Genomic DNA, 26,071 nt, shown 5'->3' with positions numbered 1-26,071 from the left:
ATGACCCAAGTGGCTGGGCGCAAGACGTCCTGGGGCGGCCGGTTGCTCCAGGACGGAGCGCCCGGCGGTCCGGTGCTGCGGCTCGTCGTGCGCTGGCTGCGGCGCCCGCTGCTGCCCGCCGCGCGGCTGTGGCGGCGCAACATCCAGCTCCGCGTGGTCGCGACCACGCTGCTGATGTCGCTCGGCGTGGTGCTGCTGCTCGGCTTCGTGGTCATCGGCGCGGTGCGCAACGGCCTCCTGGAGACCAAGGAGAAGGCCGCCGAGAGCCAGTCCGCCGGAGGATTCGCGGTGGCGAAGGACAAGGCGGGCACACCCGTCTCGTCCGGCACCGACGACTCCGCCCCGGGCGGGCGCGGCTCCGGTTCATCGGTGAGCTGGCGCAACGATCTGGTCACCCAGCTCGCCAGCAGCGGCCAGGGCGCGTTCTACGTCGTCGCCCTCGGCTCGGCGTCCTCCGACTCGGCGTCCAGCAACCGGGGGCCGCGCGCCTCCGGGTTCGTCGATCCCCGGGCCAGCGTGCCGCAGACCCTGCGGGACGACGTCGACGAGGGCACCGGCGCGTTCAAGACGTACACCTCGATCAAGTTCACCGACGGCCAGGAGGCCGAGCCCGGGCTCGTGGTGGGGACCCGGCTCAAGGACGTCGACGGGCAGTCCTATCAGCTGTACTACCTCTTCCCGCTGGTGCAGGAGGAGAGGTCGCTCACCCTGGTCAAGACGACCCTGGCGACCGCCGGGCTCTTCGTCGTCGTCCTGCTCGGGGCGATCGCCTGGCTCGTGGTGCGCCAGGTGGTGACGCCGGTGCGGATGGCGGCGGGGGTGGCCGAACGGCTGTCCACCGGCGTCCTCAGAGAGCGCATGAAGGTCACCGGCGAGGACGACATCGCCCGCCTCGGCGAGGCGTTCAACAAGATGGCGCAGAACCTCCAGGTCAAGATCAACCAGTTGGAGGAGCTGTCGCGGATGCAGCGCCGGTTCGTGTCCGACGTCTCCCACGAGCTGCGCACCCCGTTGACGACCGTACGGATGGCGGCCGACGTCATCCATGAGGCCCGGGCCGACTTCGACCCGGTCACGGCGCGCTCGGCGGAGCTGCTGGCGGGGCAGCTCGACCGGTTCGAGTCGCTGCTCGCCGACCTCCTGGAGATCAGCCGGTTCGACGCGGGCGCGGCGGCCCTGGAGGCCGAGCCGATAGACCTGCGGGAAGTCGTACGCCGGGTGATCGAGGGCGCCGAGCCGCTGGCCCAGTGCAAGGGCACCCGGATACGCGTGTCCGGCGACGAGCAGCCGGTGGTGGCCGAGGCCGATGCCCGCCGCGTCGAGCGGGTCCTGCGCAACCTGGTGGTCAACGCCGTGGAGCACGGCGAGGGCAGGGACGTCGTGGTGCGCCTCGCGGCGGCCTCGGGCGCCGTCGCGGTGGCAGTGCGGGACTACGGCGTGGGGCTCAAGCCCGGCGAGGCGACACGCGTGTTCAACCGCTTCTGGCGGGCCGACCCGGCCCGCGCCCGCACCACCGGCGGTACCGGCCTCGGCCTGTCGATCGCCGTCGAGGACGCGCGGCTGCACGGCGGCTGGCTCCAGGCCTGGGGCGAGCCGGGCGGAGGCTCCCAGTTCCGTCTGACGCTGCCGCGTACCGCCGATGAGCCGCTGCGCGGATCCCCCATACCGCTGGAGCCCGAGGACTCACGGGCCGCCCGTGAGCGCGCCAAGGCCGAGGCGGCCGCCGGTCAGGCACAGGGCAACCGGCTCTCCACCGTCCCGACGCCGCGCGTGGACCGTTCGACGCTGCCCGTGCCGCCCACCGCCCCTGCGCGCCCACGCACCTCGGGTCCGGCCGCCAGCCCCGCGGGGCTGCCGGGAGGCGGCGGGGGCCGGGTGGTGACACGGCTGGGTGACGCCGAGCAGGGCGCGCGGGCGGGCGCCGAGCGCGGCGAGGGCATGGCGGGCCCCGAACGGTTCGCCGAAGCGACTGACCAGGAGGGATCGGCCCGTGGGCGCTGACCGGGGGAGGGCCCGCGGCAAGCTGCTGGGGCCCGTGGTGGCGCTGGGCTGCGGCTCGCTGCTCGTGTCGGGCTGCGCGTCCATGCCGAGCAGCGGTGACGTGCACTCGGTCTCGGCGTCCCAGCGGGCCGACTCGCAGGTACAGGTCTACGCGGTGCCGCCACGGCCCGGGGCCGAGCCCAACGAGATCGTCGCGGGCTTCCTCGAGGCGATGACCAGCGATGATCCGCAGTTCGCGATGGCTCGTCAGTATCTGACCACGAAGGCCGCCAAGGACTGGCGGGCCGACCAGGTCACCGTCCTGGCCGACGGCCCCGACCCGCAGGCCAACCGCTCCAGCGACCGGGGCGCGGACTCCAGCGGCTTCACCTTCACCGTCTCCGGCAAGCGCGTCGCCCTCGTCGACAAGCAGCGCGCCTACCAGCCGGCCAAGCCGCAGGAGACGTACACCCAGACCATCCACCTGGTCCGCCAGAGCGGCCAGGACGGGACGGGCCGGGAGTGGCGCATCGACGCGCTGCCGCAGGGGCTGCTGCTCGGGCAGTCGGACTTCCAGCGGATCTACCGTTCCGTCAACAAGTACTACTTCGCGGCGGGCCAGGACCGTCTGGTCGCCGACCCGGTGTACGTGCGCCAGCGCACCGATCCCGAGACGCAGATGAACCTCATCACGCAGACGGTGCAGTCGGTCCTCGACGGCCCCACCAGTTGGCTGGAACCGGTCGTCACATCGAAGTTTCCCTCGGGGACGTCACTGAAGAGCGACACCAAGTCGCTCGCCCTTGACGACCGCAACGCGCTAAAAGTTCCCTTGAATGAGCGCGCGTCCAACGCCGGTGAAGCGGTGTGCAAGCGGATGGCGGCCCAACTCCTGTTCACCGTGCGGGATCTGACGACCACTCGGGTCAGCTCCGTAGAGCTCGACCGTGCCAACGGATCCCAGTTGTGCGTACTCAGCGGCGACCAGGCCGAGACGTACGCGCCCGACCGCATGTCGACAAGTCCCGGACAGTACTTCGTGGACGCCGGGGGCCATGTGGAGCGCATGCGCGCCGACAGCGGCTCGGGCGGCTCGGGCAGTGGCGTGGACGGCTCCGACGACACGGACTCCACGGCGGTCACGGAGCCGGTGCAGGGCCCGTTCGGCAAGGGCGAGCAGCAGGTGCGTACGGTCGCCGTCTCGCGGGACGAGAAGCGCGCGGCCGGGGTGTCGGCGGACGGCAAGTCGCTGTTCGTGGCTCCGCTCGCGGCCGGCGGCGAACTGGTGCGGACGTCGGTGACCAGCGCCGACAAGGACCCCAATGGCGGCCTCTCGTCGCCGAGTTGGGACGGGAGGGGCGATGTGTGGGTGGCCGACCGTGACCCGGCGAGGCCTCGTCTGCTGCGCCTTGTGCAGGGCTCGGGCTCACCGGAGACGGTGGACGTCGCCGGTCTCGGCGGCGGGCGCGTCCAGCAGGTGCGGATGTCGGCGGACGGGGTGCGGGCGGCGCTGCTGGTGTCCGACGGCGGCCGTACGACGCTGCGGATCGGCCGGGTCGAGCGGACCGCACAGGGCGGCAAGAACGTGATCTCGGTGGTCGAACTGCGGCCCGCCGCCCCGCAGATGGAGGACGTGACGGCGGTGTCCTGGGCCGGACGCAGCCGCCTGGTGGTGGTCGGCAAGGAGGTCGGCGGGGTCTCGCAGCAGCTGCGTTACGTGCAGACCGACGGTTCCACCTCGGCGGCCGGCACCCTGCCCAGCGTCAACAAGGTCACGGATGTCGCCGCCACCGACGACGACCGGATGCCGTTGGTGGCCCACTCGCAGGAGGACGGCATCGTCCGGCTGCCGCCGGGCGCGAACTGGAAGACGGCGGTCAAGAAGGGCTCGGCGCCGGCCTACCCGGGCTAGTCGGTCCGGGAACGCCCGGCGCCCCCAGCGCCCCCAGCGCCCCCCCCGGCACCCGCCTGCTCCGCCCGACGGTCCCCGCCGGTTGTCCACAGGGGTGGCCGGGGCGCGGCGGTGTGGGCACAGTGGACTCATGCGGGGGTGGTGGCGGGAGTTCTCCGGCCTGGTGCTGCCGGCTTCCTGCGGCGGCTGCGGCAGGCAGCGTACGGCGCTGTGCGGGCGGTGCCGGGCGGCTCTGCTGGACGGGCCGGTGCGGCGGGTGCGTCCGGCGCCCGAGCCGGCCGGGCTGCCCGAGGTGTACGCGGCGGCGCGGTACGAGGACGCGGTGCGCGCGGTACTGCTCGGTCACAAGGAGCGCGGCGCCCTCGGTCTGGCCGGGGTGCTCGGGCGGGCGCTGGCCGGCGCGGTGCGGGCGGCCGCCGGCCCCTGCGCGCGGGGGCCGTTGGTGCTGGTCCCCGTGCCGTCGTCGCGCCGGGCGGTACGGGCCCGGGGCCATGACGCGACCCGCAGGATGGCGCTGGCCGCCGCCGGAGAGCTGCGCAGGACAGGGACGGACGCCCGGGTGGCGCCGGTCCTGCGCCAGGGTCGCGCGGTGGCCGACCAGGCGGGGCTGAGCGCTCCGCAGAGGCTCGCGAATCTGACGGGCGCCCTGAGGGTGGCGGGCGGCGGGGCGCGGCTCCTGGAGGGCGCCGGCGTGGTCCTGGTGGACGATCTGATGACCACGGGCGCGTCCCTGGTGGAGGCCGCGCGGGCGGTCGCCGCAGGGCGGGTACGGGAACCGGGTATGGGTTACCGCGGAGAAGGCGAAGAAGATGGATGCCTCAGGCAGGGAATTCCGGGAAATTCACCGCCGGGATCCGCGCATCATCGGCGAAGAAGCGGGGATGCGCAGGTGCATGCGGGTCCTCGGGCGGTCCGGGCCGCGGTTGTCGCGGCCACTCCGGAATCGTTCGCGATAAACCGGAACTGACCGAGAACGTGCATCGTTGCAGGTAGTGAGAGAGCGGAAACACCTGACTGGAGGTACGTTCCAGTAGCGGGTGCCGACATCGCGTCGGGCGAGCTATGTTCGGTGGTGAGGAATGGCGAAAGCCCGTTCACTTAATGCACGGCTGAGCTCCGGCGCGTTTTCACTTACCACCCGACGAGGTGGGGTGGGGATCTTCTCGACGGGGGAGGAGGAGGTGATACGTCACCGAGTCCGAGGCTCCGGTACTCACCGGGGCCTGGTGCAAGTGCAAAAGGGAGCAACTCCGCGTTGAGGCGGAGTGATCCGGGAACGGAGTTCTGCGTGGACATCGTCGTCAAGGGCCGCAAGACCGAGGTGCCCGAGCGGTTCCGCAAGCACGTGGCCGAGAAGCTGAAGCTGGAGAAGATCCAGAAGCTCGACGGCAAGGTAATCAGCCTGGACGTCGAGGTGTCCAAGGAGCACAACCCGCGGCAGGCGGACCGCTCGGACCGGGTGGAGATCACCCTCCACTCGCGCGGCCCGGTGATCCGGGCCGAAGCGGCGGCAGCGGACCCGTACGCGGCGCTCGACCTGGCGACCGGCAAGCTGGAGGCGCGGCTGCGCAAGCAGCACGACAAGCGGTACACCCGCCGCGGCAACGGGCGGCTCTCGGCCGCCGAGGTCGTCGACGCCGTTCCGGGCGTGGCGCAGCTGGACGGAAACGGCGAGCTCGTGGCCACCGCGGATGAGGAGCGCGTCCCCACCACCAGGATCGGCTCGCTCGAAGTGCAGGGCGAAGGACCGCTGGTGGTGCGCGAGAAGACACACACCGCGGCTCCCGTGACGCTCGACCAGGCGCTTTACGAGATGGAGCTGGTCGGGCACGACTTCTATCTGTTCGTCGACTCCGAGACCAAGCAGCCCAGTGTCGTCTACCGGCGGCACGCGTACGACTACGGCGTCATCCGCCTGGAGACCGACCCGCTCGCCGGTGAGGACGCTAGTGGCGCGGGCGGCGCTCTGGGCGGCTGATCCCGCCGGGAAGGACCACGGGTGAACACGCCGGCCGACGCGTTGAACAACGGCGGACGGCGTGCCGTATCCACGGATGATGGTGCCCCTGGAGCGTCTGTGCGCCCCCAGGGGCACCACCGTGCGACCACGGAATCGCCTTTCTGAGGGCCGGGCATGAAATCATGGCGCCGCACGCCAACCCCGCCTCCCCGGAGCGTGGTTGGTGCGGCACACCAACTCGGGCCACGGCCTTCAGGGGGAGGAACGATGGCGGACAGCTTCGGGCCGGTGCACCACGGTTCCCACGCGGACAGCCCGAGCGGTGGGGACGGCTGCGACAGCGGCATGGGCGGCTCGCGCGAGGAGCCCATCCGCGTCCTGGTCGTGGACGACCACGCCCTCTTCCGCCGGGGCCTTGAGATCGTGCTGGCCGCCGAGGAGGACATCCAGGTCGTCGGCGAGGCCGGGGACGGCGCGGAGGCGGTGGACAAGGCGGCCGATCTGCTGCCCGACATCGTCCTGATGGATGTGCGCATGCCCCGGCGTGGCGGCATCGAGGCCTGCACCTCCATCAAGGAGGTGGCCCCCAGCGCGAAGATCATCATGCTGACGATCAGCGACGAGGAGGCCGACCTCTATGACGCGATCAAGGCCGGCGCGACCGGCTATCTCCTGAAGGAGATCTCCACCGACGAGGTGGCGACCGCGATCCGGGCGGTGGCCGACGGCCAGTCGCAGATCAGCCCGTCGATGGCCTCCAAGCTGCTCACCGAGTTCAAGTCGATGATCCAGCGCACCGACGAGCGCCGCCTGGTGCCCGCGCCCCGGCTCACCGAGCGGGAGCTCGAAGTGCTCAAGCTCGTAGCGACCGGGATGAACAACCGTGACATCGCCAAGCAGCTGTTCATCTCCGAGAACACCGTGAAGAACCATGTGCGCAACATCCTGGAGAAGCTGCAACTGCACTCCAGGATGGAGGCGGTGGTCTACGCGATGCGCGAGAAGATCCTCGAAATCAGATGACCGGCGCCGAAGCCGTGGCCCTCACGTGAGCGCCGCGGTGAGCGCCGCCGTCTCCTGAGGTGTCCCGGCCCGCTCGATCCGTACGGCGTCGCAGTTCACCCACTGGGCCGCCTCCCGCAGCGCCTCGGCCATGGGCCCGACGGCTCTGGGCGACTCCAGGGAGACCTGCTTGGCGACCAGGGTGCGGCCCTCGCGCGCCGGATCGACCCGGCCGATCAGCTTGCCGCCGGACAGCAGCGGCATCGCGAAGTACCCGTGGATGCGGCGGGGTTTGGGGACGTAGGCCTCCAGGCGGTGGGTGAAGCCGAAGATCCGCTCGGCCCGGGCCCGCTCCCACACCAGCGAGTCGAACGGCGAGAGCAGCGTGGTGCGGTGACGGCCGCGCGGCGCGGAGGCCAGCGCCTGAGGATCGGCCCACGCGGGCTTGGACCAGCCCCGCACGGTCACCGGGACCAGGCCGGAATCGGCGACCACCGCGTCGAACTGTTCACCCTTGAGGCGGTGGTAGTCCGCGATGTCCGTGCGCGTACCGACGCCGAGGGACTGGCCCGCGAGCCGCACCAGCCGGCGCAGGCATTCGGTGTCGTCCAGATCGTCGTGCAGCAGCGCGTCCGGAATCGCGCGCTCGGCCAGGTCGTACACCCGCTTCCAGCCGCGCCGCTCGGTGCAGACCACCTCGCCGTACATCAGAGCGCGCTCGACGGCGATCTTGGTGGCCGACCAGTCCCACCACTCGCCCTTGTTCTTGGCACCGCCCAGGTCCGTCGCGGTGAGCGGGCCCTCGGCGCGCAGCTGCTTGATCACCTGCTCGTAGGTGCTCTGCGGCAAGTCGTGGTTCCAGTGCGGGCGCGCGCGGTAGGCGCGGCGGCGGAAGGCGAAGTGCGGCCACTCCTCGATGGGCAGGACGCAGGCCGCGTGCGACCAGTACTCAAAGGCGTGGCCGCCGCTCCAGTACGCCTCTTCGACGGCCTTGCGGCCCACCGCGCCGAGGCGGGCGTAGGCGACGAGTTCGTGCGAGCGGGCGAGCACGGAGATGGTGTCGAGCTGGACCGCGCCGAGGTGGCGCAGCACTCCGCGCACTCCGCCCCTGCGGTCGGGCGCGCCCAGGAAACCCTGCGCGCGCAGGGCGATCCGGCGGGCCTCGTCGGCGGACAGTTCGACGGCGGGGAGCGGCAGGCTGGTCATGCTCCGCACGATAGTGGCCGCCACTGACAGCGCCCCGGGGGCGGGCGGGTGCGCGTGGGCGGGACGGGTCCGGGCCCGCGTTCACGGGCAACGCCCGTCGCGGCGCGGGCAGATGACGCTCAGGCCCGCGCGGGCGCGGGCAGATGCGGCAGCGTGGAGGGCAGGCCGAGATCGGAGGGGAGCAGGGAGCCGACCCAGGCATCGCGCCGGGTGCCCTTGTTGACCGTGCCCGCGCGCAGGACGCCTTCGATGGTGAACCCGGCCCGCTCGGCGACGGCCCGCGACGCGGTGTTGCCGACCTCGGCCCGCCATTCGAGACGGTCGACCCCGATCCGGGTGAACGCCCAGCGGGCGAGCAGCAGCACGGCCTCCGTCACATAGCCGCGGCCCCGGTGGCCGGCCGCCGCCCAGAAGCCGATCTCGGCTCCGCCCCGGCCGCGCGCCATGACGCCCATCACGCCGAGCAGCGGACCGCCGCCCCTGGGGAAGATCGCGAAGCAGTACTCGGTGCCGTCCTGCCAGGCCTGCGGAGCGATCTTCCCGGCGAAGGTTTCGGCGTCGGAGCGCGCATAAGGGGAGGGGATGGTCGTCCAGCGCTGGATCGCCGGGTCCTGGGCGGCCTCGTAGACCGCGTCGATGTCCTGGGGGCCGAGCGGACGCAGAAGCAGGCGCTCGCTGGTCAGCGTGATGGGTTCCATCGCCCGATTCTCCGGGGGTCCCGGCGGGCACGGCCACCCCTTTTCCCCCTCAGCCCGGCACCTTCGCACAGTCCTGTCCGTTGTCGTAACAGCAGACCTCCCGGCGCGGCCGGGTCCTCGCATACGATGACCGTTGCTGTATCCACACCCATAGCCACTCGACCGCGCCAGGCCCGACCGGCAAGGAGACCAACCCCCGTGTCCGTCCTCTCAAAGATCATGCGTGCAGGCGAAGGCAAGATCCTGCGCAAGCTGCACCGCATCGCGGACCAGGTCAACTCCATCGAAGAGGACTTCGTCAACCTCTCCGACGCCGAGCTGCGAGCCCTCACCGACGAGTACAAGGAGCGGTACGCGAACGGCGAGAGCCTGGACGACCTGCTCCCCGAGGCTTTCGCGACCGTGCGTGAGGCGGCCAAGCGCGTCCTTGGCCAGCGTCACTACGACGTCCAGATGATGGGTGGCGCCGCCCTGCACCTCGGCTACGTCGCCGAGATGAAGACCGGTGAGGGCAAGACCCTCGTCGGCACGCTGCCGGCCTACCTCAACGCGCTGTCCGGCAAGGGCGTCCACCTGATCACGGTGAACGACTACCTGGCCGAGCGCGACTCCGAAATGATGGGCCGGGTGCACAAGTTCCTCGGTCTCGAGGTCGGCTGCATCCTCGCCAACATGTCGCCCGCCGAGCGCCGTGCCCAGTACAACTGCGACATCACGTACGGCACGAACAACGAGTTCGGCTTCGACTACCTGCGCGACAACATGGCGTGGTCGCAGGACGAGCTCGTCCAGCGCGGCCACAACTTCGCGATCGTCGACGAGGTCGACTCGATCCTGGTGGACGAGGCGCGTACGCCGCTGATCATCTCCGGCCCCGCCGACCAGGCCACCAAGTGGTACGGCGACTTCGCCAAGCTGGTGACGCGCCTGACCAAGGGCGAGCCGGGCAACCCGCTCAAGGGCATCGAGGAGACCGGCGACTACGAGGTCGACGAGAAGAAGCGCACGGTCGCCATCCACGAGCCGGGCGTCGCCAAGGTCGAGGACTGGCTGGGCATCGACAACCTCTACGAGTCGGTCAACACCCCGCTCGTCGGATACCTGAACAACGCCATCAAGGCGAAGGAACTGTTTAAGAAGGACAAGGACTACGTCGTCATCGACGGCGAAGTCATGATCGTCGACGAGCACACCGGCCGTATCCTCGCCGGCCGCCGCTACAACGAGGGCATGCACCAGGCCATCGAGGCGAAGGAAGGGGTGGACATCAAGGACGAGAACCAGACGCTCGCCACGATCACCCTCCAGAACTTCTTCCGCCTCTACTCCAAGCTGTCGGGCATGACCGGTACGGCGATGACCGAGGCCGCCGAGTTCCACCAGATCTACAAGCTGGGCGTCGTGCCGATCCCGACGAACCGGCCCATGGTCCGCAAGGACCAGTCGGACCTGATCTACCGCACCGAGGTCGCCAAGTTCGACGCGGTCGTCGACGACATCGCCGAGAAGCACGAGAAGGGCCAGCCGATCCTGGTCGGCACCACCTCGGTCGAGAAGTCGGAGTACCTGTCGCAGCAGCTCTCCAAGCGCGGCATCCAGCACGAAGTGCTCAACGCCAAGCAGCACGACCGTGAGGCGACCATCGTCGCCCAGGCCGGCCGCAAGGGCGCCGTCACCGTCGCCACCAACATGGCCGGACGAGGCACCGACATCAAGCTCGGCGGCAACCCCGACGACCTGGCCGAGGCGGAGCTGCGCCAGGCGGGCCTCGATCCGGTCGAGCACGTCGAGGAGTGGGCTGCCGCGCTGCCCGCCGCCCTGGAGAAGGCCGAGCAGGCCGTCAAGGCCGAGTTCGAAGAGGTCAAGGAGCTCGGCGGCCTGTATGTGCTCGGCACCGAGCGCCACGAGTCGCGCCGTATCGACAACCAGCTGCGCGGCCGCTCCGGCCGTCAGGGCGACCCCGGCGAGTCCCGCTTCTACCTGTCGCTCGGCGACGACCTGATGCGCCTGTTCAAGGCCCAGATGGTCGAGCGCGTCATGGCGATGGCCAACGTGCCGGACGACGTGCCGATCGAGAACAAGATGGTCACGCGCGCGATCGCCTCGGCCCAGTCGCAGGTCGAGCAGCAGAACTTCGAGACCCGCAAGAACGTCCTGAAGTACGACGAGGTGCTGAACCGCCAGCGCGAGGTCATCTACGGCGAGCGCCGCCGCGTCCTTGAGGGCGAGGACCTGCACGAGCAGGTCAGGCACTTCATGGACGACACGATCGACGCCTACATCCAGGCCGAGACCGTCGAGGGCTTCGCCGAGGAGTGGGACCTGGACCGGCTGTGGGGCGCCTTCAAGCAGCTCTACCCGGTGAAGGTCACCGTGGAGGAGCTGGAGGACGCGGCGGGGGACCGCGCGGGCATCACCGCCGAGTTCATCGCCGAGTCCGTCAAGGACGACATCCACGAGCAGTACGCCGCCCGCGAGGAGCAGCTGGGCTCCGACATCATGCGCGAGCTGGAGCGCCGCGTGGTCCTTTCGGTGCTCGACCGCAAGTGGCGTGAGCACCTGTACGAGATGGACTACCTCCAGGAGGGCATCGGCCTGCGGGCCATGGCGCAGAAGGACCCGCTGGTGGAGTACCAGCGCGAGGGCTTCGACATGTTCAACGCCATGATGGAGGGCATCAAGGAGGAGTCGGTCGGCTACCTGTTCAACCTGGAGGTCCAGGTCGAGCAGCAGGTCGAGGAGGTCCCGGTCGTGGACGCCGCGCCCGCCGACGCGCCCTCGCTCACCAAGGAGGACACCATCCCGGCCGCGCGTCCGGAGATCCGGGCCAAGGGCCTGGACGCCCCGCAGCGCCCGGACCGGCTGCACTTCTCGGCGCCGACGGTGGACGGCGAGGGCGGCATCGTCGAGGGCGACTTCGACAACGGTGACGACGAGCCGGCCCGCTCGGAGTCCGACGGCATGACCCGCGCGGAGCGCCGCAAGGCGCAGAAGACGGCGGGTGGTCGCCGCCGCAAGAAGTAAGCGGTCGGCACACCGGCGAGGGCCCGGCACCGGGAGGGGACACGAACGTCCCGGACGGCGCGGGGCCCTTCGCCGTGCCCGGCCCTCCACCGGTGCCGGGCGTTCGCCGCGCCGGGCTCCGCCATGCCGGGCCCTTTGCCGTGGCGGCCTCTTAGCCGTGGCGGGCCCTCCGCTGAGTCCGGGCCCTCCGCTGTGCCGGGCTCCCCGCCGTGCCGGGCGCTTCGCCGTGCCAGACCCTCCGCCATGCCGGGCTCTTAGCCGTGGCGGGCCCTCCGCTGAGTCCGGGCCCGGCGCTGAGTCCGGGCCCCACCGCCGTCCCGGGCTCCCCGCCGTGCCGGGCCCCTTGCCGGGCCGGGCTCTCACCGTGGCGGCCCCCCGCTGAGTCCGGGCCCTCCGCTGTGCGGGCCCCACCGCCGTGCCGGGCTCCCCGCCGTGCCGGGGCCCTCCGCTGTGCCGGGCCCCAACCGCCGTGCCGGGCCGTTCGTGGAGGCCCCTCCGCCGTGCCGGGGCGGCGGAAGGGTGCCGGGCTCGCCCCGGGGCCGCCCGCTGCCTGGCCACGCCGCCGGCCCTCCGGCGCCGCACCCGTCATCCCCGCACCCGCTCACCGCCGAGTTCGACCGCCGCGCAGCGCCAGCGCAGGTCTGCTCCTCGCTCCAGGCGGAAGGCCATGGCGCGCACCTGCTCGCCGGCCGCGATGCAGGCGGCCACCTCGACGATGCCCCGGGCCGGCGGGGCCGCGCGGCAGGACCGTACGACGGGGCGGGCGCCCCGGGTGCGGAAGGGCGTGCCCGGGGCGAGCCGCACCAGTTGCTCGTACGCCTCTCCGACGGTCAGGCCCAGCATCCAGTGCACCGGGCGTTCGCCGCTGAGCACGGCGAGCAGCTTGTGCGCGAACAGTTCGTGCGGAGTGAGCCGCCGTGGCCCGCGGGTTCCGGTGCTGCCGGGCCCGCGCTGATCGCCGCGCCCCGCCGGTCCTGTCGTGGTCCTGCTCATGGCTGCCGCCCCCTTCGATACCAGTGAGTAACGTGCGTTGGGGACCTTGTACGGGGGCGGCGGGACGGCCCGCAAGGACCGCGCCGGGGGAGCCGAGGGGGCGCAGCGCTTCACCTATCCGAGTGAGCGCGGGGCACGTCTTCCCAGGTGGCGGCGGTGCTGACCGGCTTCGCGGGGAAGGGACACCGGGCGGGCACCGGCAGCTCGAAGGGGGACTCCCGCGCGTATCCTGAAGCCGTCTCCCGACCCGATGAGACGACGAGAAGAGAGCGGTCCCTCATGCGCGTGTACGTACCCCTGACCATCTCCGGTCTCGCGACGGCGCACCGTGCCGGAGAGCTCGGCCCCGGGCCGCTCACCGCCTACGCCGTCACGCCCGGCCTGCGCGAGTGGTACGTGTCCGACGACATCGAGGAGCTGGAGTACGCCGCGCTCAACCGGGCCGCCGCCGCCTCGCTGCGGCTGCTCGCCGGGGAGCCCGGCACGCCGAGGCGCCGGGTCGTGATCGCCGCCGACGTGCCCGACAACGCCGCGACCGCCGACCCGGACCGGGCGTTGGACGCGAGTTCGGTCGGCGAGGTGCGGATCGAGACCTCGGTGGCGCTGGCCAGGGCGGCCGCCGTCCACGTGGACGCCGAGGACGCGGTGGCCGATGTGACGGCCGCGGCCGACGCGCTCGGGGCTGCCGACCACGGCGACGACGACGCCCAGTTCACGGTGGACGGCGCCGAGGACCACGAGCTGCTGTGGTTCGGGGTGCAGGAGATTCCCAACCTGATCGCCTGACCTGCGCGTACGCCCGCCGCCCGGGCGTCGTGGGCCGGCGTCACGGCCCGCGCGGTGCTCGATTGTCAGTGGGGGTGGGTACTTTTTTGTCATGGGGTTCGTCATGGGGAACGGCACGCAGAAGACGGGAAAGCGCCCGGCGCATCTCGTCTGGGACTGGAACGGCACGCTGCTCGACGACATCGCCGCGGTCATCGAGGCGACCAACGCCGCGTTCGCGCAGCTCGGCATGGCGCCGATCACGCTGGAGCGCTACCGCGACCTGTACTGCGTGCCGATCCCGGTGTTCTACCAGCGGCTGATGGGCCGGCTGCCCACGGACGCGGAGTGGCTGGTCATGGACGCGGCCTTCCACGAGCAGTACTGGGCCAGGGCGGATGCCTGTGGGCTCACCGAGGGCGCCGCCGAGCTCCTTGCCGCGCGCCGGAGGGCGGGGCGCGGCCAGTCGCTGCTGTCCATGGCGCCGCACGAGCACCTGGTGCCGATCGTGCGGCGGCACGGCATCACCGAGCACTTCCTGCGGGTCGACGGGCGCACGGGGCCCTCGCACGGCAGCAAGGCCGAGCACATGGTGCGCCATCTGACCGCGCTGCGGGCGGCCGACCCGGAGATATCGGGCGAGCGGATCGTGGTGATCGGGGACGCGGTGGACGACGCGGTGGCGGCGGCCGCCGTGGGGGCGCGGGCGGTGCTGTTCACCGGGGGCTCCCACAGCCGGGTCAGCCTCACGGTCGCGGGCGTCCCGGTCGTCGACACCCTCGCGGAGGCGGTGGCCGTCGCGGAAGAACTGGTCGGCTGAGCTCGCGGGCGCGACGTCTAAGCAGACCGGCGACGTCTGCGGCGGCGCCCTGGCGGGCGGGCAGACCGGGGCTGGGGCGGGGGGCGGGCCGGCCCGAGCGGCCAAACCGTACGGCCGGACCGGGTGGGGGCAGACCGTGCCGGGAGAGGCAGGGGCGGGGCAGGCCGGGTCGGAGGAGGCCGGGCGGGATCGGGCCGGACGAGGCCGGGACCCCCTCGGCGGCTGGTTCGTGTCGTTGCTCGCGCCTCCGCGACGGGTCACGGACGCGGCCGTCGGCGGGTGCGCTGTCCAGAGTGTCCAACTCTGAGGCCCGCTTTTGTACACAAGAGGCTCATGACGATCCGGGGCCCAGGAGCGATAGCCTAGTCCCGTGATCAGCGCGATATGTCGCGGAGGCACTGATGCCTCTGCCCTGCGCCCGGCGCACGACCGTGCCCGGGCAGTCGCTGATTCCCCCCACCCGGAATCAAGGCCCCCAGCCACACAATTGGCCGGTATGCGCCCGGGTATCTCCCATCGCGGCATAGCGTCGACACCGACCGGACACCCCGCGTCGTGGCGTTGCGTCGCTTCTTTCCCCTACGTCACGCAACGGCGCGCGACAGGAGCCAGAGGACATGCAGACCAAGCTGGACGAAGCCAAGGCCGAGCTGCTCGCACGGGCGGCCCGGGTAGCTGAGAACAGCCCGGCCGGGGGGCCCGGAGCCCTGGGGGACACCCCCAGGAGCGACCGGGCGGCCACGACCGAGGCCACGAGCGAGGAAGGACCCGACCAGGGCGTCCTCCTCGGATACCTCCAGCGCTACTACCTGCACACCGCACCCGAGGACTTGGCCGACCGCGACCCGGTCGACGTCTTCGGCGCGGCACTCTCCCACTACCGCCTCGCGGAGAACCGGCCACAGGGCACCGCCAACGTCCGGGTGCACACCCCGACGGTCGAGGAGAACGGCTGGACGTGCAGCCACTCCGTCGTCGAGGTCGTCACCGACGACATGCCCTTCCTCGTGGACTCGGTCACCAACGAGCTGTCCCGGCAGAGCCGTGGCATCCACGTGGTCATCCACCCGCAGGTGGTCGTGCGCCGCGATCTGACCGGCAAGCTCATCGAGGTCCTGGACACCGGGACCCAGACGGCCGACCTGCCGCACGACGCGCTCACCGAGTCCTGGATCCACGTCGAGATCGACCGCGAGACCGACCGGGCCGACCTGAAGCAGATCACCGCCGATCTGCTGCGCGTCCTGTCCGACGTACGCGAAGCCGTCGAGGACTGGGAGAAGATGCGCGACGCCGCGCTGCGCATCGCCGACGAGCTGCCCAAGGAGCCGAAGGCCGGCGACCTGCTCGACGAGGACATCGACGAGGCCAGGGAGCTGCTGCGCTGGCTCTCCACCGACCACTTCACCTTCCTCGGCTACCGCGAGTACCAGCTCACCGACGACGACTCGCTCTCCGCCGTCCCCGGCACCGGCCTCGGCATCCTGCGGTCCGACCCCAAGCACGGCGAGGACGAGGCCCACCCCGTCTCGCCGTCCTTCAGCCGGCTGCCCGCCGACGCCCGCGCCAAGGCCCGTGAGCACAAGCTGCTCGTGCTGACCAAGGCCAACAGCCGCGCCACCGTGCACCGCCCGTCCTACCTCGACTACGTCGGCGTCAAGAAGTTCGACGAGCAGGGCAACGTGATCGGCGAGCGCCGCTTCCTCGGCCTGTTCTCCTCGGCCGCGTACACCGAGTCCGTGCGCCGGGTGCCGGTCGTGCGCCGCAAGGTCCAGGAAGTCCTCAAGGGCGCGGGCTTCTCGCCCAACAGCCACGACGGCCGCGACCTGCTCCAGATCATGGAGACCTACCCGCGCGACGAGCTGTTCCAGACCCCCGCCGACCAGCTGCGCTCCATCGTGACCTCCGTCCTGTACCTCCAGGAGCGGCGCCGGCTGCGCCTCTACCTGCGGCAGGACGAGTACGGCCGCTACTACTCGGCGCTGGTCTACCTGCCGCGCGACCGCTACACCACGGGCGTACGGCTGCGGCTCATCGACATCCTGATGGAAGAGCTCGGCGGCACCAGCGTCGACTTCACCGCCTGGAACACCGAGTCGATCCTGTCCCGGCTGCACTTCGTGGTCCGCGTCCCGGCCGGCACCGAGCTCACCGAGCTCACCGACGCCGACTCCGAGCGCATCGAGGCCCGCCTGGTCGACGCCGCCCGCTCCTGGGCCGACGGCTTCTCCGACGCGCTGAACGCCGAGTGCGGCGAGGAGCGCGCCGCCGAGCTGCTGCGCCGCTACGGACACGCCTTCCCCGAGGGCTACAAGGCCGACCACTCGCCGCGCGCGGCCGTCGCCGACCTCGTCCACCTGGAGCAACTGACGCACGGGCGGCGGGACTTCGCGCTCTCGCTGTACGAGCCGGTGGGCGCCGCACCCGGCGAGCGCCGCTTCAAGATCTACCGGATCGGCGAGCAGGTCTCGCTCTCCGCGGTGCTCCCGGTCCTCCAGCGCCTGGGCGTCGAGGTCACCGACGAGCGGCCCTACGAGCTGCGCTGTGCCGACCGTACGCACGCCTGGATCTACGACTTCGGCCTGCGCATGCCGAAGAAGAACAGCGGCGACCACCTGGGCGACGACGCCCGCGAGCGCTTCCAGGAGGCCTTCGCCGCCACCTGGACCGGCGCCGCCGAGAACGACGGCTTCAACTCCCTGGTGCTGCGCGCCGGCCTCAACTGGCGCCAGGCGATGGTGCTGCGCGCCTACGCCAAGTACCTGCGCCAGGCCGGCTCCACCTTCAGCCAGGACTACATGGAGGACACCCTCCGCGACAACGTCCACACCACCCGGCTGCTGATCTCGCTCTTCGAGGCGCGGCTCTCGCCCGAGCGCCAGAAGGCCGGCACCGAGCTCATCGACGGCCTGCTCGAAGAGCTCGACGGCGCCCTCGACCAGGTCGCGAGCCTGGACGAGGACCGCATCCTGCGCTCCTTCCTGACCGTCATCAAGGCGACGCTGCGCACCAACTACTGGCAGAAGAACGCCGAGGGCAAGCCCCACGCGTACATCTCGATGAAGTTCGACCCGCAGGCGATCCCCGATCTCCCGGCGCCCCGCCCGCAGTTCGAGATCTGGGTGTACTCGCCGCGTGTGGAGGGCGTCCACCTGCGCTTCGGCAAGGTCGCCCGCGGTGGTCTGCGCTGGTCGGACCGGCGTGAGGACTTCCGCACCGAGATCCTTGGCCTGGTCAAGGCGCAGATGGTGAAGAACACCGTCATCGTGCCGGTGGGCGCCAAGGGCGGTTTCGTCGCCAAGCAGCTGCCCGACCCGTCGGTGGACCGCGACGCCTGGCTCGCCGAGGGCATCGCCAGCTACAAGACGTTCATCTCGGCGCTGCTCGACATCACCGACAACCTGGTCGGCGGCGAGGTCGTGCCCCCGGCCGACGTGGTCCGTCACGACGAGGACGACACCTACCTCGTGGTCGCCGCCGACAAGGGCACCGCGACGTTCTCGGACATCGCCAACGACGTGGCGATCAGCTACGACTTCTGGCTCGGCGACGCCTTCGCCTCCGGCGGCTCCGCCGGCTACGACCACAAGGGCATGGGCATCACCGCCCGGGGCGCCTGGGAGTCCGTCAAGCGGCACTTCCGCGAGCTCGGCCACGACACCCAGAGCGAGGACTTCACGGTCGTCGGCGTCGGCGACATGTCGGGCGACGTGTTCGGCAACGGCATGCTGCTCTCGGAGCACATCCGCCTGGTCGCCGCCTTCGACCACCGGCACATCTTCATCGACCCGAAGCCGGACGCGGCCGTCTCCTACGCCGAGCGCCGCCGCCTGTTCGACCTGCCGCGCTCCAGCTGGGCCGACTACAACAAGGAACTGCTCTCGGCCGGCGGCGGCATCCACCCCCGCACCGCCAAGTCGATCCCGCTGAACACGCACATCCGTGAGGCCCTGGGCATCCCGGCAGGCGTCACCAAGCTGACCCCGGCCGACCTGATGCAGGCGATCCTGAAGGCGCCGGTCGACCTGCTGTGGAACGGCGGCATCGGTACGTATGTGAAGTCGTCCGCGGAGTCCAACGCGGACGTCGGCGACAAGGCCAACGACGCGATCCGCGTCAACGGCGAGGACCTGCAGGTCAAGGTCGTCGGCGAGGGCGGCAACCTGGGTCTGACCCAGCTCGGCCGGATCGAGTTCGACCGCAAGGGCGGCCCCGACGGCGAGGGCGGCAAGGTCAACACCGACGCCATCGACAACAGCGCCGGCGTGGACACCTCCGACCACGAGGTGAACATCAAGATCCTGCTCAACGGGCTCGTCACCGACGGCGACATGACCGTCAAGCAGCGCAACAAGATCCTCGCCGCGATGACCGACGAGGTCGGTCATCTGGTGCTGCGCAACAACTACGCGCAGAACGTGGCGCTGGCCAACGCGGTCGCGCAGTCGCCCTCGTTGCTCCACGCCCACCAGCGCTTCATGCGCCGTCTGGGCCGGGACGGGCACCTGGACCGCGCGCTGGAGTTCCTGCCGAACGACCGCCAGATCCGGGAACTGCTCAACGGCAACAAGGGGCTCAGCCAGCCCGAGCTCGCCGTCCTGCTCGCGTACACCAAGATCACGGTGGCCGACGAGCTGATCCACACGGTGCTCCCGGACGACCCGTACCTCGCCAAGCTCCTGCACGCCTACTTCCCCGAGCAGCTGCGCGAGAAGTTCACCGAGGCGGTCGACGGACACGCGCTGCGCCGCGAGATCATCACCACGGTGCTGGTCAACGACACCGTCAACATCGGTGGTTCGACCTTCCTGCACCGCCTCCGCGAGGAGACCGGGGCCTCGCTCGAAGAGATCGTGCGGGCGCACGCCGCGGCCCGCGAGATCTTCGGCGTGAACGGCGTGTGGGACGCGGTGGAGGCGCTGGACAACAAGGTCGACGCCGACGTCCAGACCCGGATCCGGCTGCACTCGCGCCGTCTGGTGGAGCGCGGCACCCGCTGGCTGCTCAACAACCGGCCGCAGCCGCTCCGGATCGCCGAGACGATCGAGGACTTCTCGGCCGGTGTCGCCCAGGTCTGGGACGCGCTGACGGAGCTGCTGCGCGGCGCCGACCTGGAGTGGCACCAGAGCATCCTGGAGGAGCTGACCGGGGCGGGTGTCCCGGATGAGCTCGCGCGACGGGTCGCCGGGTTCTCCTCGGCCTTCCCCGCGCTGGACATCGTGGCCATCGCGGCCCGCACCGGCAAGGAACCCCTCCAGGTCGCGGAGGTCTACTACGACCTGGCCGACCGGCTGGGGATCGCCAAGCTGCTCGATCGGATCATCGAGCTGCCGCGCGCCGACCGCTGGCAGTCGATGGCGCGCGCCGCCATCCGCGAGGACCTGTTCGCCACGCACGCCGCCCTGACGCAGGACGTCCTGTCGGCCGGCGACAGCACCAGCTCGCCGGAGGAGCGCTTCAAGGCGTGGGACGAGCAGAACGCGGCGATCCTGGGCCGCGCCCGCACCACTCTGGAGGAGATCCAGTCCTCCGACGCCTTCGACCTGGCGAACCTGTCGGTCGCGATGCGGACCATGCGGACGCTGCTGCGCACGCACAGCTGAGGCGGTGAACGGCCCGGGACCGTGAACCGTTGAAGGGGGCGCCCACCATCACGGTGGGCGCCCCCTTCGCGTGCTCGGGGCACGGTCGGGCGGGTGGAGCCCTTCCTGACCACGCCGGCTCCGTAGGCCGCCGGGTCCGGTTTGCACGGCGCGGGGCCCTGACCCCTCCTCGCGCAGTTCCCCGCGCCCCTTGAGCATCCGGGGCCGGCCCGCATGGGCAGGTTCGGCTTCCCCGGGCCCCGGCAGGGTTGGGGGAGGCCGGCACGGGCGCCCCCGGCGGGGCCGGGGCCGGCCCGCGTTGGTCACCTCTTCTTCGTGAAGCTTTCGTACGCCGCCAGTACCTCGTCCGTCGGCCCGTCCATCCGCAGCGTGCCCGACTCCAGCCACAGCGTCCGCTCGCAGGTCTCCCTGATCGACGCGTTGCTGTGGCTGACCAGGAACACCGTGCCGGCCTCCTTGCGCAGCTCGGTGATGCGCTCCTGGCTGCGACGCTGGAAGCGGGCGTCCCCCGTGGCCAGGGCCTCGTCGATGAGCAGTACGTCGTGGTTCTTGGCGGCCGCGATGGAGAAGCGCAGCCGGGCACCCATCCCGGAGGAGTACGTGCGCATGGGCAGCGAGATGAAGTCGTCCTTCTCGTTGATCCCGGAGAAGTCGACGATGTCGTCGTAGCGCTCACGCACCTCCTCGCGGGACATGCCCATGGCGAGCGCGCCGAGCGTGACGTTGCGTTCGCCCGTCAGGTCGTTCATCAGCGCCGCGTTCACGCCGAGCAGTGACGGCTGGCCCTGCGTGTAGATCTTGCCCCGCGCGGTGGGGAGCAGCCCCGCGATCGCCTTGAGCAGGGTCGACTTGCCCGAGCCGTTGGAGCCGATGAGGCCGATCGCCTCGCCGCGCCGGGCCACGAAGCTCACGCCCTTCACCGCGTGCACCTCGCGCAGGCCCGGGCTCTCCTTGCGCGAGACGATGCGGTTGAGCGCGGCGGTGGCGCCGCCCTTGTTCTTGGCGCCCCCGCCGACGACCTTGTACACGATGTGCACGTCGTCGGCGATGACGGTCGGGGTGCCGGGGGTGCCCGGCGAGTCCGTCGTGGTCTTCGGGGTCTTCGAGGTCTTCGGGGTCAGGGTGTCGGTGTCAGCCACGGCCGTACTGCTCCTCTGCCTTCCAGAAGTAGATGAAGCCCGCCGCCAGCGCGACGAAGGCCCAGCCCCCGGCCACCAGCCACACGTGCGGCGGCAGCTGCTTGGCGTGGAAGCTCTTGATCATGGCGAACCGGACCAGGTCGATGTAGACGGCGACCGGGTTGAGGCCGAGCAGCCGGCCCACCACGTGCGGCAGCTTGTGCAGCTGCGGGGCGAGGTTCCACATCACGCCGGACATGTACATCCAGGTGCGCAGGACGAACGGCATCACCTGGGCGACGTCCGGGGTCTTCGCGGTGACCCGGGCCATCACCAGGGACAGGCCCGTGTTGAACATCGATTGCAGGACGAGCGCCGGCACGAGCAGCAGCCACGAGGCGCCCGGCAGCTGCCCGAAGCCGATGATGATGATCGCCAGCGCCGCCAGCGAGAACAGCAGCTGCTGGAGCTGCTGGAGGGCGAGCGAGACGGGCAGCGAGGCGCGCGGGAAGTGCAGCGCGCGCACCAGGCCGATGTTGCCGGTGATCGCGCGGGTGCCCGACATGATCGAGTTGGCCGTGAAGGTCCAGATGAACACGCCCGTGACCAGCCACGGGATGTAGTCCGGCGTGCTGGATTTGTTGCCCATCAGGATGCCGAAGATGAAGTAGTACACCGCCGCGTTCAGGAGCGGCGTCATCAGCTGCCAGATCTGACCCAGCTTCGCCTCGCTGTACTGCGCGGTCAGCTTGGCGGTGGCGAACGCGGTGATGAAGTGGCGCCGGGCCCACAGCTGGCGTACGTAGTCGGGCAGCGTCGGGCGGGCGCCGCTCACCTTCAGGCCGTACTTGGCGGCCAGTTCGGCCGGGCTGAGGTTCTGGTCGCCGGCGGAGCTGCGGGTGGACTGCGTCGGGATGGATGCCGACGCTGCCGAGGGTGCTGCGGTCGGTCGCGCAGCTGCGGTCTGGCTCACTACGGTCGCTTTCGCCGGGGGCCCCGGGAGGCTTCCCGGGGGCGGGGGATCACTCGCGACGGGAGGGTTCCCGGGCGGGGGGGAGGGCTTGCGACGGGACGGGACCGTATCGTCGCAACGACGAGAGTAGGACGCGGTACGTCGCAACGCAACCGTCTCGTCGCAACGCTATGCTCAAGCCATGACCAAGACGGACCCGGAGACTCCCGCAAGCCGACCGCCGTCGCGGCGCGCGCCCGCCGGGGCGGCCGTGCTGCGTGAGGACGTCACGGACGCCATCCGCAAGGCCGTTTTCGAGGAACTTGCCGCGGTCGGGTTCGCCCGGATGTCCATCGAGGGGATCGCGCGGCGCGCCGGGGTCGGCAAGACGGCGGTCTACCGGCGCTGGAAGTCCAAGCTCAGCCTGGTCCTGGACCTGGTGTCCGTCTTCGCCGAGCAGGGGCTTCCGGTGCCGCACACGGGGTCGCTGTACGGGGACATCCGGGCGCTGCTCGCGGTGGCCTCGCTCGCGCTGCGCCACCCCATCGCCTCGCAGGTCATCCCGGATCTGCTCGTCGAGTCCGTACGCCATCCGGAGATCGCCGACGCGATCAAGACGGCGCTGCTCGACGGGCAGCAGGGGGTGGCGGCGGTGGTGGTACGGGAGGCGGTCGAGCGGGGTGAGCTGGCGGCCGGGGCGGATCCCGACCGGGCGCTCGATCTGATCGTGGGTCCGCTGTACTGGCGGCTCGTCGTGGTCAAGGGTCCCCTGCCGAAGGGGTACCTGGACGATCTGGCCAAGTCGGCGGTGGCCGCGCTGACGGCGTAACGGGCCGGACCCCGGCTGGGTATGCGGGTGGGCCAGCGCCAACCCCGCCGGGGGCGCGGGGAACTGCGCGAGGAGCGACCACGGCCCGCAGCCGACGTCCCTGGGGCTCCGCCCCAGACCCCGATCGCGCTGAACGCGCTCGTCCTCAAACGCCGGACGGGCTGAGGGGGCCGATACGGGCCAGCGCCAACCCCGCCGGGGGCGCGGGGAACTGCGCGAGAAGCGCCCACGGCCCGCAGCCGACGTCCCTGGGGCTCCGCCCCAGACCCCGTTCGGCCTGAACGGCCTCGTCCTCAAACGCCGGACGGGCTGAGGGTGCCGATACGGGCCAGCGCCAACCCCGTCAGGGGCGCGGGGAACTGCGCGAGAAGCGCCCACGGCCCGCAGCCGGGGTCCCTGGGGCTCCGCCCCAGGCCCCGTTCGGCCTGAACGGCCTCGTCCTCAAACGCCGGACGGGCTGGGTGTATGTGCACACGGGCCAGCACCAACCCCGCCGGGGGCGTGGGGAACTGCGCGATAAGCGCCCACGGCCCGCAGCCGACGTCCCTGGGGCTCCGCCCCAGACCCCGTTCGCGCTGAAGGCGCTCGTCCTCAAACGCCGGACGGGCTGAGGTATGTGCATACGGGCCAGCACCGACCCCGTCAGGGGCGCGGGGAACTGCGCGAGGAGCGACCACGGCCCGCAGCCGACGTCCCTGGGGCTCCGCCCCAGACCCCGTTCGGCCTGAACGGCCTCGTCCTCAAACGCCGGACGGGCTGAGGGTGGCGATGCAGGCCAGCACCGACCCTGCCAGGGGCGCGGGGAACTGCGCGACCAGCCACGTACGGCCCGCGCTCCGAAGGCCCCCGGGGCTCGGCTGGGGCAACCGGCCCGGCCCGCACGCCGAAGGGCCCCGGGGTTCGGCCGAAACCCATCGACCCCGGCCCGCACCTCGGAGGCCCCCGGGCCGGGGCGGTCGGCCCGGGGGGTGGGGGGTTACTTCACCGCGCCGGCCATCACCCCGGACACAAACTGCCGCTGAAACGCGAAGAACACCGCCAACGGAATCACCATCGACACGAACGCCCCCGGCGCCAGCACATCGATGTTGTTGCCGAACTGCCGGACCTGCTGCTGAAGCGCCACCGTGATCGGCGGATGCTTGGAGTCGGCGAAGATCAGCGCGACCAGCATGTCGTTCCACACCCACAGGAACTGGAAGATGCCGAGCGAGGCGATCGCCGGCCCGCCCAGCGGCATCACGACCCGGGTGAACAGCCGGATCTCGCCCGCCCCGTCGAGCCGCGCGGCCTCAAGCAGCTCGCGCGGGATCTCCGCGAAGAAGTTGCGCAGCAGGAAGATCGCGAACGGCAGGCCGAAGGCGACGTGGAAGATGATCACGCCGGCCGTCGTCTCGAAGATCCCGATCTGGCCGAAGAGCTTGGCGACCGGCACGAGCGCGACCTGCACCGGCACCACCAGCAGGCTCACCACGACCATGAACCACCAGTCACGCCCGGGAAAGTCCATCCACGCGAACGCGTAGCCCGCGAGGGATCCGATCACGACGACCAGAACGGTGGCCGGGACGGTGATCGTGATCGTGGACAGGAGGGAGTTGGTGATCGTGCTGTTGTCGAGCAGGCTGGCGTAGTTGTGGAAGGTGAACCGGGACGGGTCGGCGAACGTCTTCCACCAGCCGGTCGAGGCGATGTCGGCGGGGCTGCGCAGCGAGGAGAGCAGCAGCCCGACGGTCGGCATCAGCCAGAACAGCGCGACCAGGATCAGGAAGACGCGCAGCGCCCCGCCGCCGGCCCGCGAGGCGATCCGCGCGGGCAACGACTGCCGGGCCCTGACGATCCCTTCGACGGCGGTCATCGCCTCGCCTCCCGTCGCATGCGGCGGACATTGAACAGCATCACCGGGATCACGAGCAGCAGCAGCAGAACCGCGATCGCGCTGCCGATGCCCAGGTCCGCCTCCGTGCCGAAGGACGAGCGGTAGAGCTGAAGGGCGAGCACGTTCGCGTCGGCCTGGCTGGAGCCGGGGGCGATGATGAAGACCAGGTCGAAGATCTTCAGGACGTTGATCATCAACGTCACCAGGACGACCGCGAGCACCGGCGCGAGCAGCGGGACCGTCACCCGGCGGAACACCTGCCACTCGTTCGCGCCGTCGACCCGCGCCGCTTCGAGCAGTTCCCGTGGCAGGCCCGCCAGGCCCGCCGCGATGAGCACCATCGCGAACCCCGCCCACATCCAGATGTACGAGCCGATGATGGCGGGGGTGACCAGGGCCGGGCCCAGCCATTCGACGCCGTTGTACGGGGCGTGGAAGTTGCTTTCGGGGAGCCGGAGTTGGGCCCCGTCGGCCGTGGCCGGCAGCGAGAACGTACCGTCCGCGGCCGCCGTGGCCGAGGCGACCACCTTGCCGCCGCGCACCGCCTCGACCTTCATGCCCTTGAGGCCGAGCTCCTTGGGGTCGATGACGGTCGGCCGCCCGCCGCCGCCCTTGGTGAAGTCGAGCCAGACCGTGCCGGTGACCTTGCCCGGGGTGCTGGGGGCGGCCTTCGCGGGCGCGGCCGACGACGGCATCGCGTCGGCGGCGACGCCCACCAGGGGCAGCAGCACGGGATGGCCGGCCCGCACCGGGCCACGGGTGAGGAACGTGCCCCCGCCGCCGTCCTTGAGCGGCGCGGTCGGCAGCGGATGCGCCTTCGGGTAGCCGGCCGCGTCGGTGAACGTGTCGTGCACGCCCACCACGACCGCGTTGGCCACCCCGCGCGCCGGGTCCTGCTCGTACACCAGGCGGAAGATGATGCCCGCGGCGAGCATGGAGATCGCCATCGGCATGAAGACGACGAGCTTGAACGCCGTTCCCCAGCGCACCCGTTCGGTCAGCACGGCGAAGATCAGGCCGAGGGCGGTGGCGATGGTGGGGGCGCAGACGACCCAGATCGCGTTGTTCTTCACCGCCGTACGGATGGTGTGGTCGGTGAACAGGGTCTTGTAGTTGTCGATCCCGGCGAAGGAGTTCCCCGACTGGTCGAAGAACGAGCGGTAGACCGAGAAACCGATCGGATAGACGACGAGCGCGCCGAGCAGCACGAGCGCGGGCAGCAGGAACACGGCCGCGATCCACTTGCGCGTGGCGGTGACGCTCTTGCGGGTCCTGGGCGCGGGGGGCGCGGCGGGCGGCGGGGCGCCCCCCGCCGTGGCGGTGGTCATCG

General features: G+C 71.2%; 17 protein-coding genes. 10 read left to right on the top strand and 7 right to left on the bottom strand.

Features of this window, described 5'->3' with window-relative positions; all coding sequences use genetic code 11:
- The 5 genes from mtrB (at nucleotide 1) to ACFYM2_RS20415 (ending at nucleotide 6,875) form a co-directional block, all read left to right on the top strand.
- Entirely contained in the window at nucleotides 1-2,001 is a 2,001-nt protein-coding gene (gene mtrB, locus ACFYM2_RS20435; RefSeq protein WP_359003087.1) for an MtrAB system histidine kinase MtrB, read from the top strand.
- Nucleotides 1,991-3,892 (top strand): LpqB family beta-propeller domain-containing protein, encoded by a 1,902-nt coding sequence (locus ACFYM2_RS20430; protein ID WP_388837806.1) that lies wholly within the window; start codon nucleotides 1,991-1,993, stop codon nucleotides 3,890-3,892. The genes mtrB and ACFYM2_RS20430 overlap by 11 nt, the downstream gene beginning before the upstream one ends.
- Nucleotides 3,893-4,022: 130 nt before the next feature.
- Entirely contained in the window at nucleotides 4,023-4,859 is an 837-nt protein-coding gene (locus ACFYM2_RS20425; protein ID WP_388837803.1) for a ComF family protein, read from the top strand.
- A 321-nt stretch (nucleotides 4,860-5,180) separates the two neighbouring features.
- Nucleotides 5,181-5,870: a ribosome hibernation-promoting factor, HPF/YfiA family gene (gene hpf, locus ACFYM2_RS20420; RefSeq protein WP_388837800.1), complete on the top strand. Its 690-nt coding sequence runs from the start codon at nucleotides 5,181-5,183 to the stop codon at nucleotides 5,868-5,870.
- A 249-nt stretch (nucleotides 5,871-6,119) separates the two neighbouring features.
- A complete protein-coding gene (locus ACFYM2_RS20415) occupies nucleotides 6,120-6,875 on the top strand; it encodes a response regulator transcription factor (protein ID WP_359003095.1) in 756 nt (251 codons plus the stop codon).
- A 21-nt stretch (nucleotides 6,876-6,896) separates the two neighbouring features.
- Here the strand turns inward: ACFYM2_RS20415 and ACFYM2_RS20410 are convergent, their stop codons facing one another.
- Together ACFYM2_RS20410 and ACFYM2_RS20405 are read right to left on the bottom strand one after the other, a co-directional pair.
- Nucleotides 6,897-8,060, bottom strand: coding sequence for a winged helix-turn-helix domain-containing protein (locus tag ACFYM2_RS20410; protein ID WP_388837797.1), 1,164 nt, complete (start codon nucleotides 8,058-8,060; stop codon nucleotides 6,897-6,899).
- 119 nt (nucleotides 8,061-8,179) lie between these two features.
- Entirely contained in the window at nucleotides 8,180-8,758 is a 579-nt protein-coding gene (locus tag ACFYM2_RS20405; RefSeq protein ID WP_359003099.1) for a GNAT family N-acetyltransferase, read from the bottom strand.
- A 198-nt stretch (nucleotides 8,759-8,956) separates the two neighbouring features.
- Here ACFYM2_RS20405 and secA point away from each other — a divergent pair, with 198 nt between their 5' ends.
- Nucleotides 8,957-11,782 (top strand): preprotein translocase subunit SecA, encoded by a 2,826-nt coding sequence (gene secA / locus ACFYM2_RS20400; RefSeq protein WP_350230702.1) that lies wholly within the window; start codon nucleotides 8,957-8,959, stop codon nucleotides 11,780-11,782.
- A gap of 585 nt (nucleotides 11,783-12,367) precedes the next feature.
- On the opposite strand, the gene ACFYM2_RS20395 is transcribed toward secA, so the two are convergent.
- Nucleotides 12,368-12,775 carry an Rv3235 family protein gene (locus tag ACFYM2_RS20395; protein WP_350230701.1) on the bottom strand — a complete coding sequence of 136 codons (408 nt, stop codon included), beginning with the start codon at nucleotides 12,773-12,775 and terminating at the stop codon, nucleotides 12,368-12,370.
- Between the two features lie 279 nt (nucleotides 12,776-13,054).
- Here ACFYM2_RS20395 and ACFYM2_RS20390 point away from each other — a divergent pair, with 279 nt between their 5' ends.
- The 3 genes from ACFYM2_RS20390 (at nucleotide 13,055) to ACFYM2_RS20380 (ending at nucleotide 19,963) form a co-directional block, all read left to right on the top strand.
- Nucleotides 13,055-13,561 carry a DUF6912 family protein gene (locus tag ACFYM2_RS20390; RefSeq protein ID WP_359003101.1) on the top strand — a complete coding sequence of 169 codons (507 nt, stop codon included), beginning with the start codon at nucleotides 13,055-13,057 and terminating at the stop codon, nucleotides 13,559-13,561.
- A 91-nt stretch (nucleotides 13,562-13,652) separates the two neighbouring features.
- Nucleotides 13,653-14,360 carry an HAD family hydrolase gene (locus ACFYM2_RS20385; RefSeq protein ID WP_388455669.1) on the top strand — a complete coding sequence of 236 codons (708 nt, stop codon included), beginning with the start codon at nucleotides 13,653-13,655 and terminating at the stop codon, nucleotides 14,358-14,360.
- Between the two features lie 617 nt (nucleotides 14,361-14,977).
- A complete protein-coding gene (locus ACFYM2_RS20380) occupies nucleotides 14,978-19,963 on the top strand; it encodes an NAD-glutamate dehydrogenase (protein WP_388837795.1) in 4,986 nt (1,661 codons plus the stop codon).
- A gap of 302 nt (nucleotides 19,964-20,265) precedes the next feature.
- On the opposite strand, the gene ACFYM2_RS20375 is transcribed toward ACFYM2_RS20380, so the two are convergent.
- Both ACFYM2_RS20375 and ACFYM2_RS20370 read right to left on the bottom strand, forming a co-directional pair.
- Nucleotides 20,266-21,084: an ABC transporter ATP-binding protein gene (locus ACFYM2_RS20375; RefSeq protein WP_388455747.1), complete on the bottom strand. Its 819-nt coding sequence runs from the start codon at nucleotides 21,082-21,084 to the stop codon at nucleotides 20,266-20,268.
- Nucleotides 21,085-21,094: 10 nt separating this feature from the next.
- Complete coding sequence (locus tag ACFYM2_RS20370; protein WP_388837843.1) at nucleotides 21,095-21,997, bottom strand: ABC transporter permease; 903 nt, start codon at nucleotides 21,995-21,997, stop codon at nucleotides 21,095-21,097.
- Between the two features lie 238 nt (nucleotides 21,998-22,235).
- On the opposite strand from ACFYM2_RS20370, the gene ACFYM2_RS20365 reads away from it, so the two are divergent.
- A complete protein-coding gene (locus ACFYM2_RS20365; RefSeq protein WP_359003107.1) occupies nucleotides 22,236-22,862 on the top strand; it encodes a TetR/AcrR family transcriptional regulator in 627 nt (208 codons plus the stop codon).
- Nucleotides 22,863-23,838: 976 nt separating this feature from the next.
- Here ACFYM2_RS20365 and ACFYM2_RS20360 read toward each other — a convergent pair.
- Complete coding sequence (locus ACFYM2_RS20360) at nucleotides 23,839-24,720, bottom strand: carbohydrate ABC transporter permease (RefSeq protein WP_359003109.1); 882 nt, start codon at nucleotides 24,718-24,720, stop codon at nucleotides 23,839-23,841.
- A complete protein-coding gene (locus tag ACFYM2_RS20355; RefSeq protein ID WP_359003111.1) occupies nucleotides 24,717-26,069 on the bottom strand; it encodes a sugar ABC transporter permease in 1,353 nt (450 codons plus the stop codon). Before ACFYM2_RS20355 ends, ACFYM2_RS20360 begins: the two co-directional genes overlap by 4 nt.
- Between the last annotated feature and the right edge of the window lie 2 nt (nucleotides 26,070-26,071).

This window comes from Streptomyces sp. NPDC006711 (assembly GCF_042869775.1).
GTDB lineage: Bacteria > Actinomycetota > Actinomycetes > Streptomycetales > Streptomycetaceae > Streptomyces.
Note: the sequence above shows the minus strand (reverse complement) of the source record. Positions and strands in the feature narration are given on the sequence as shown.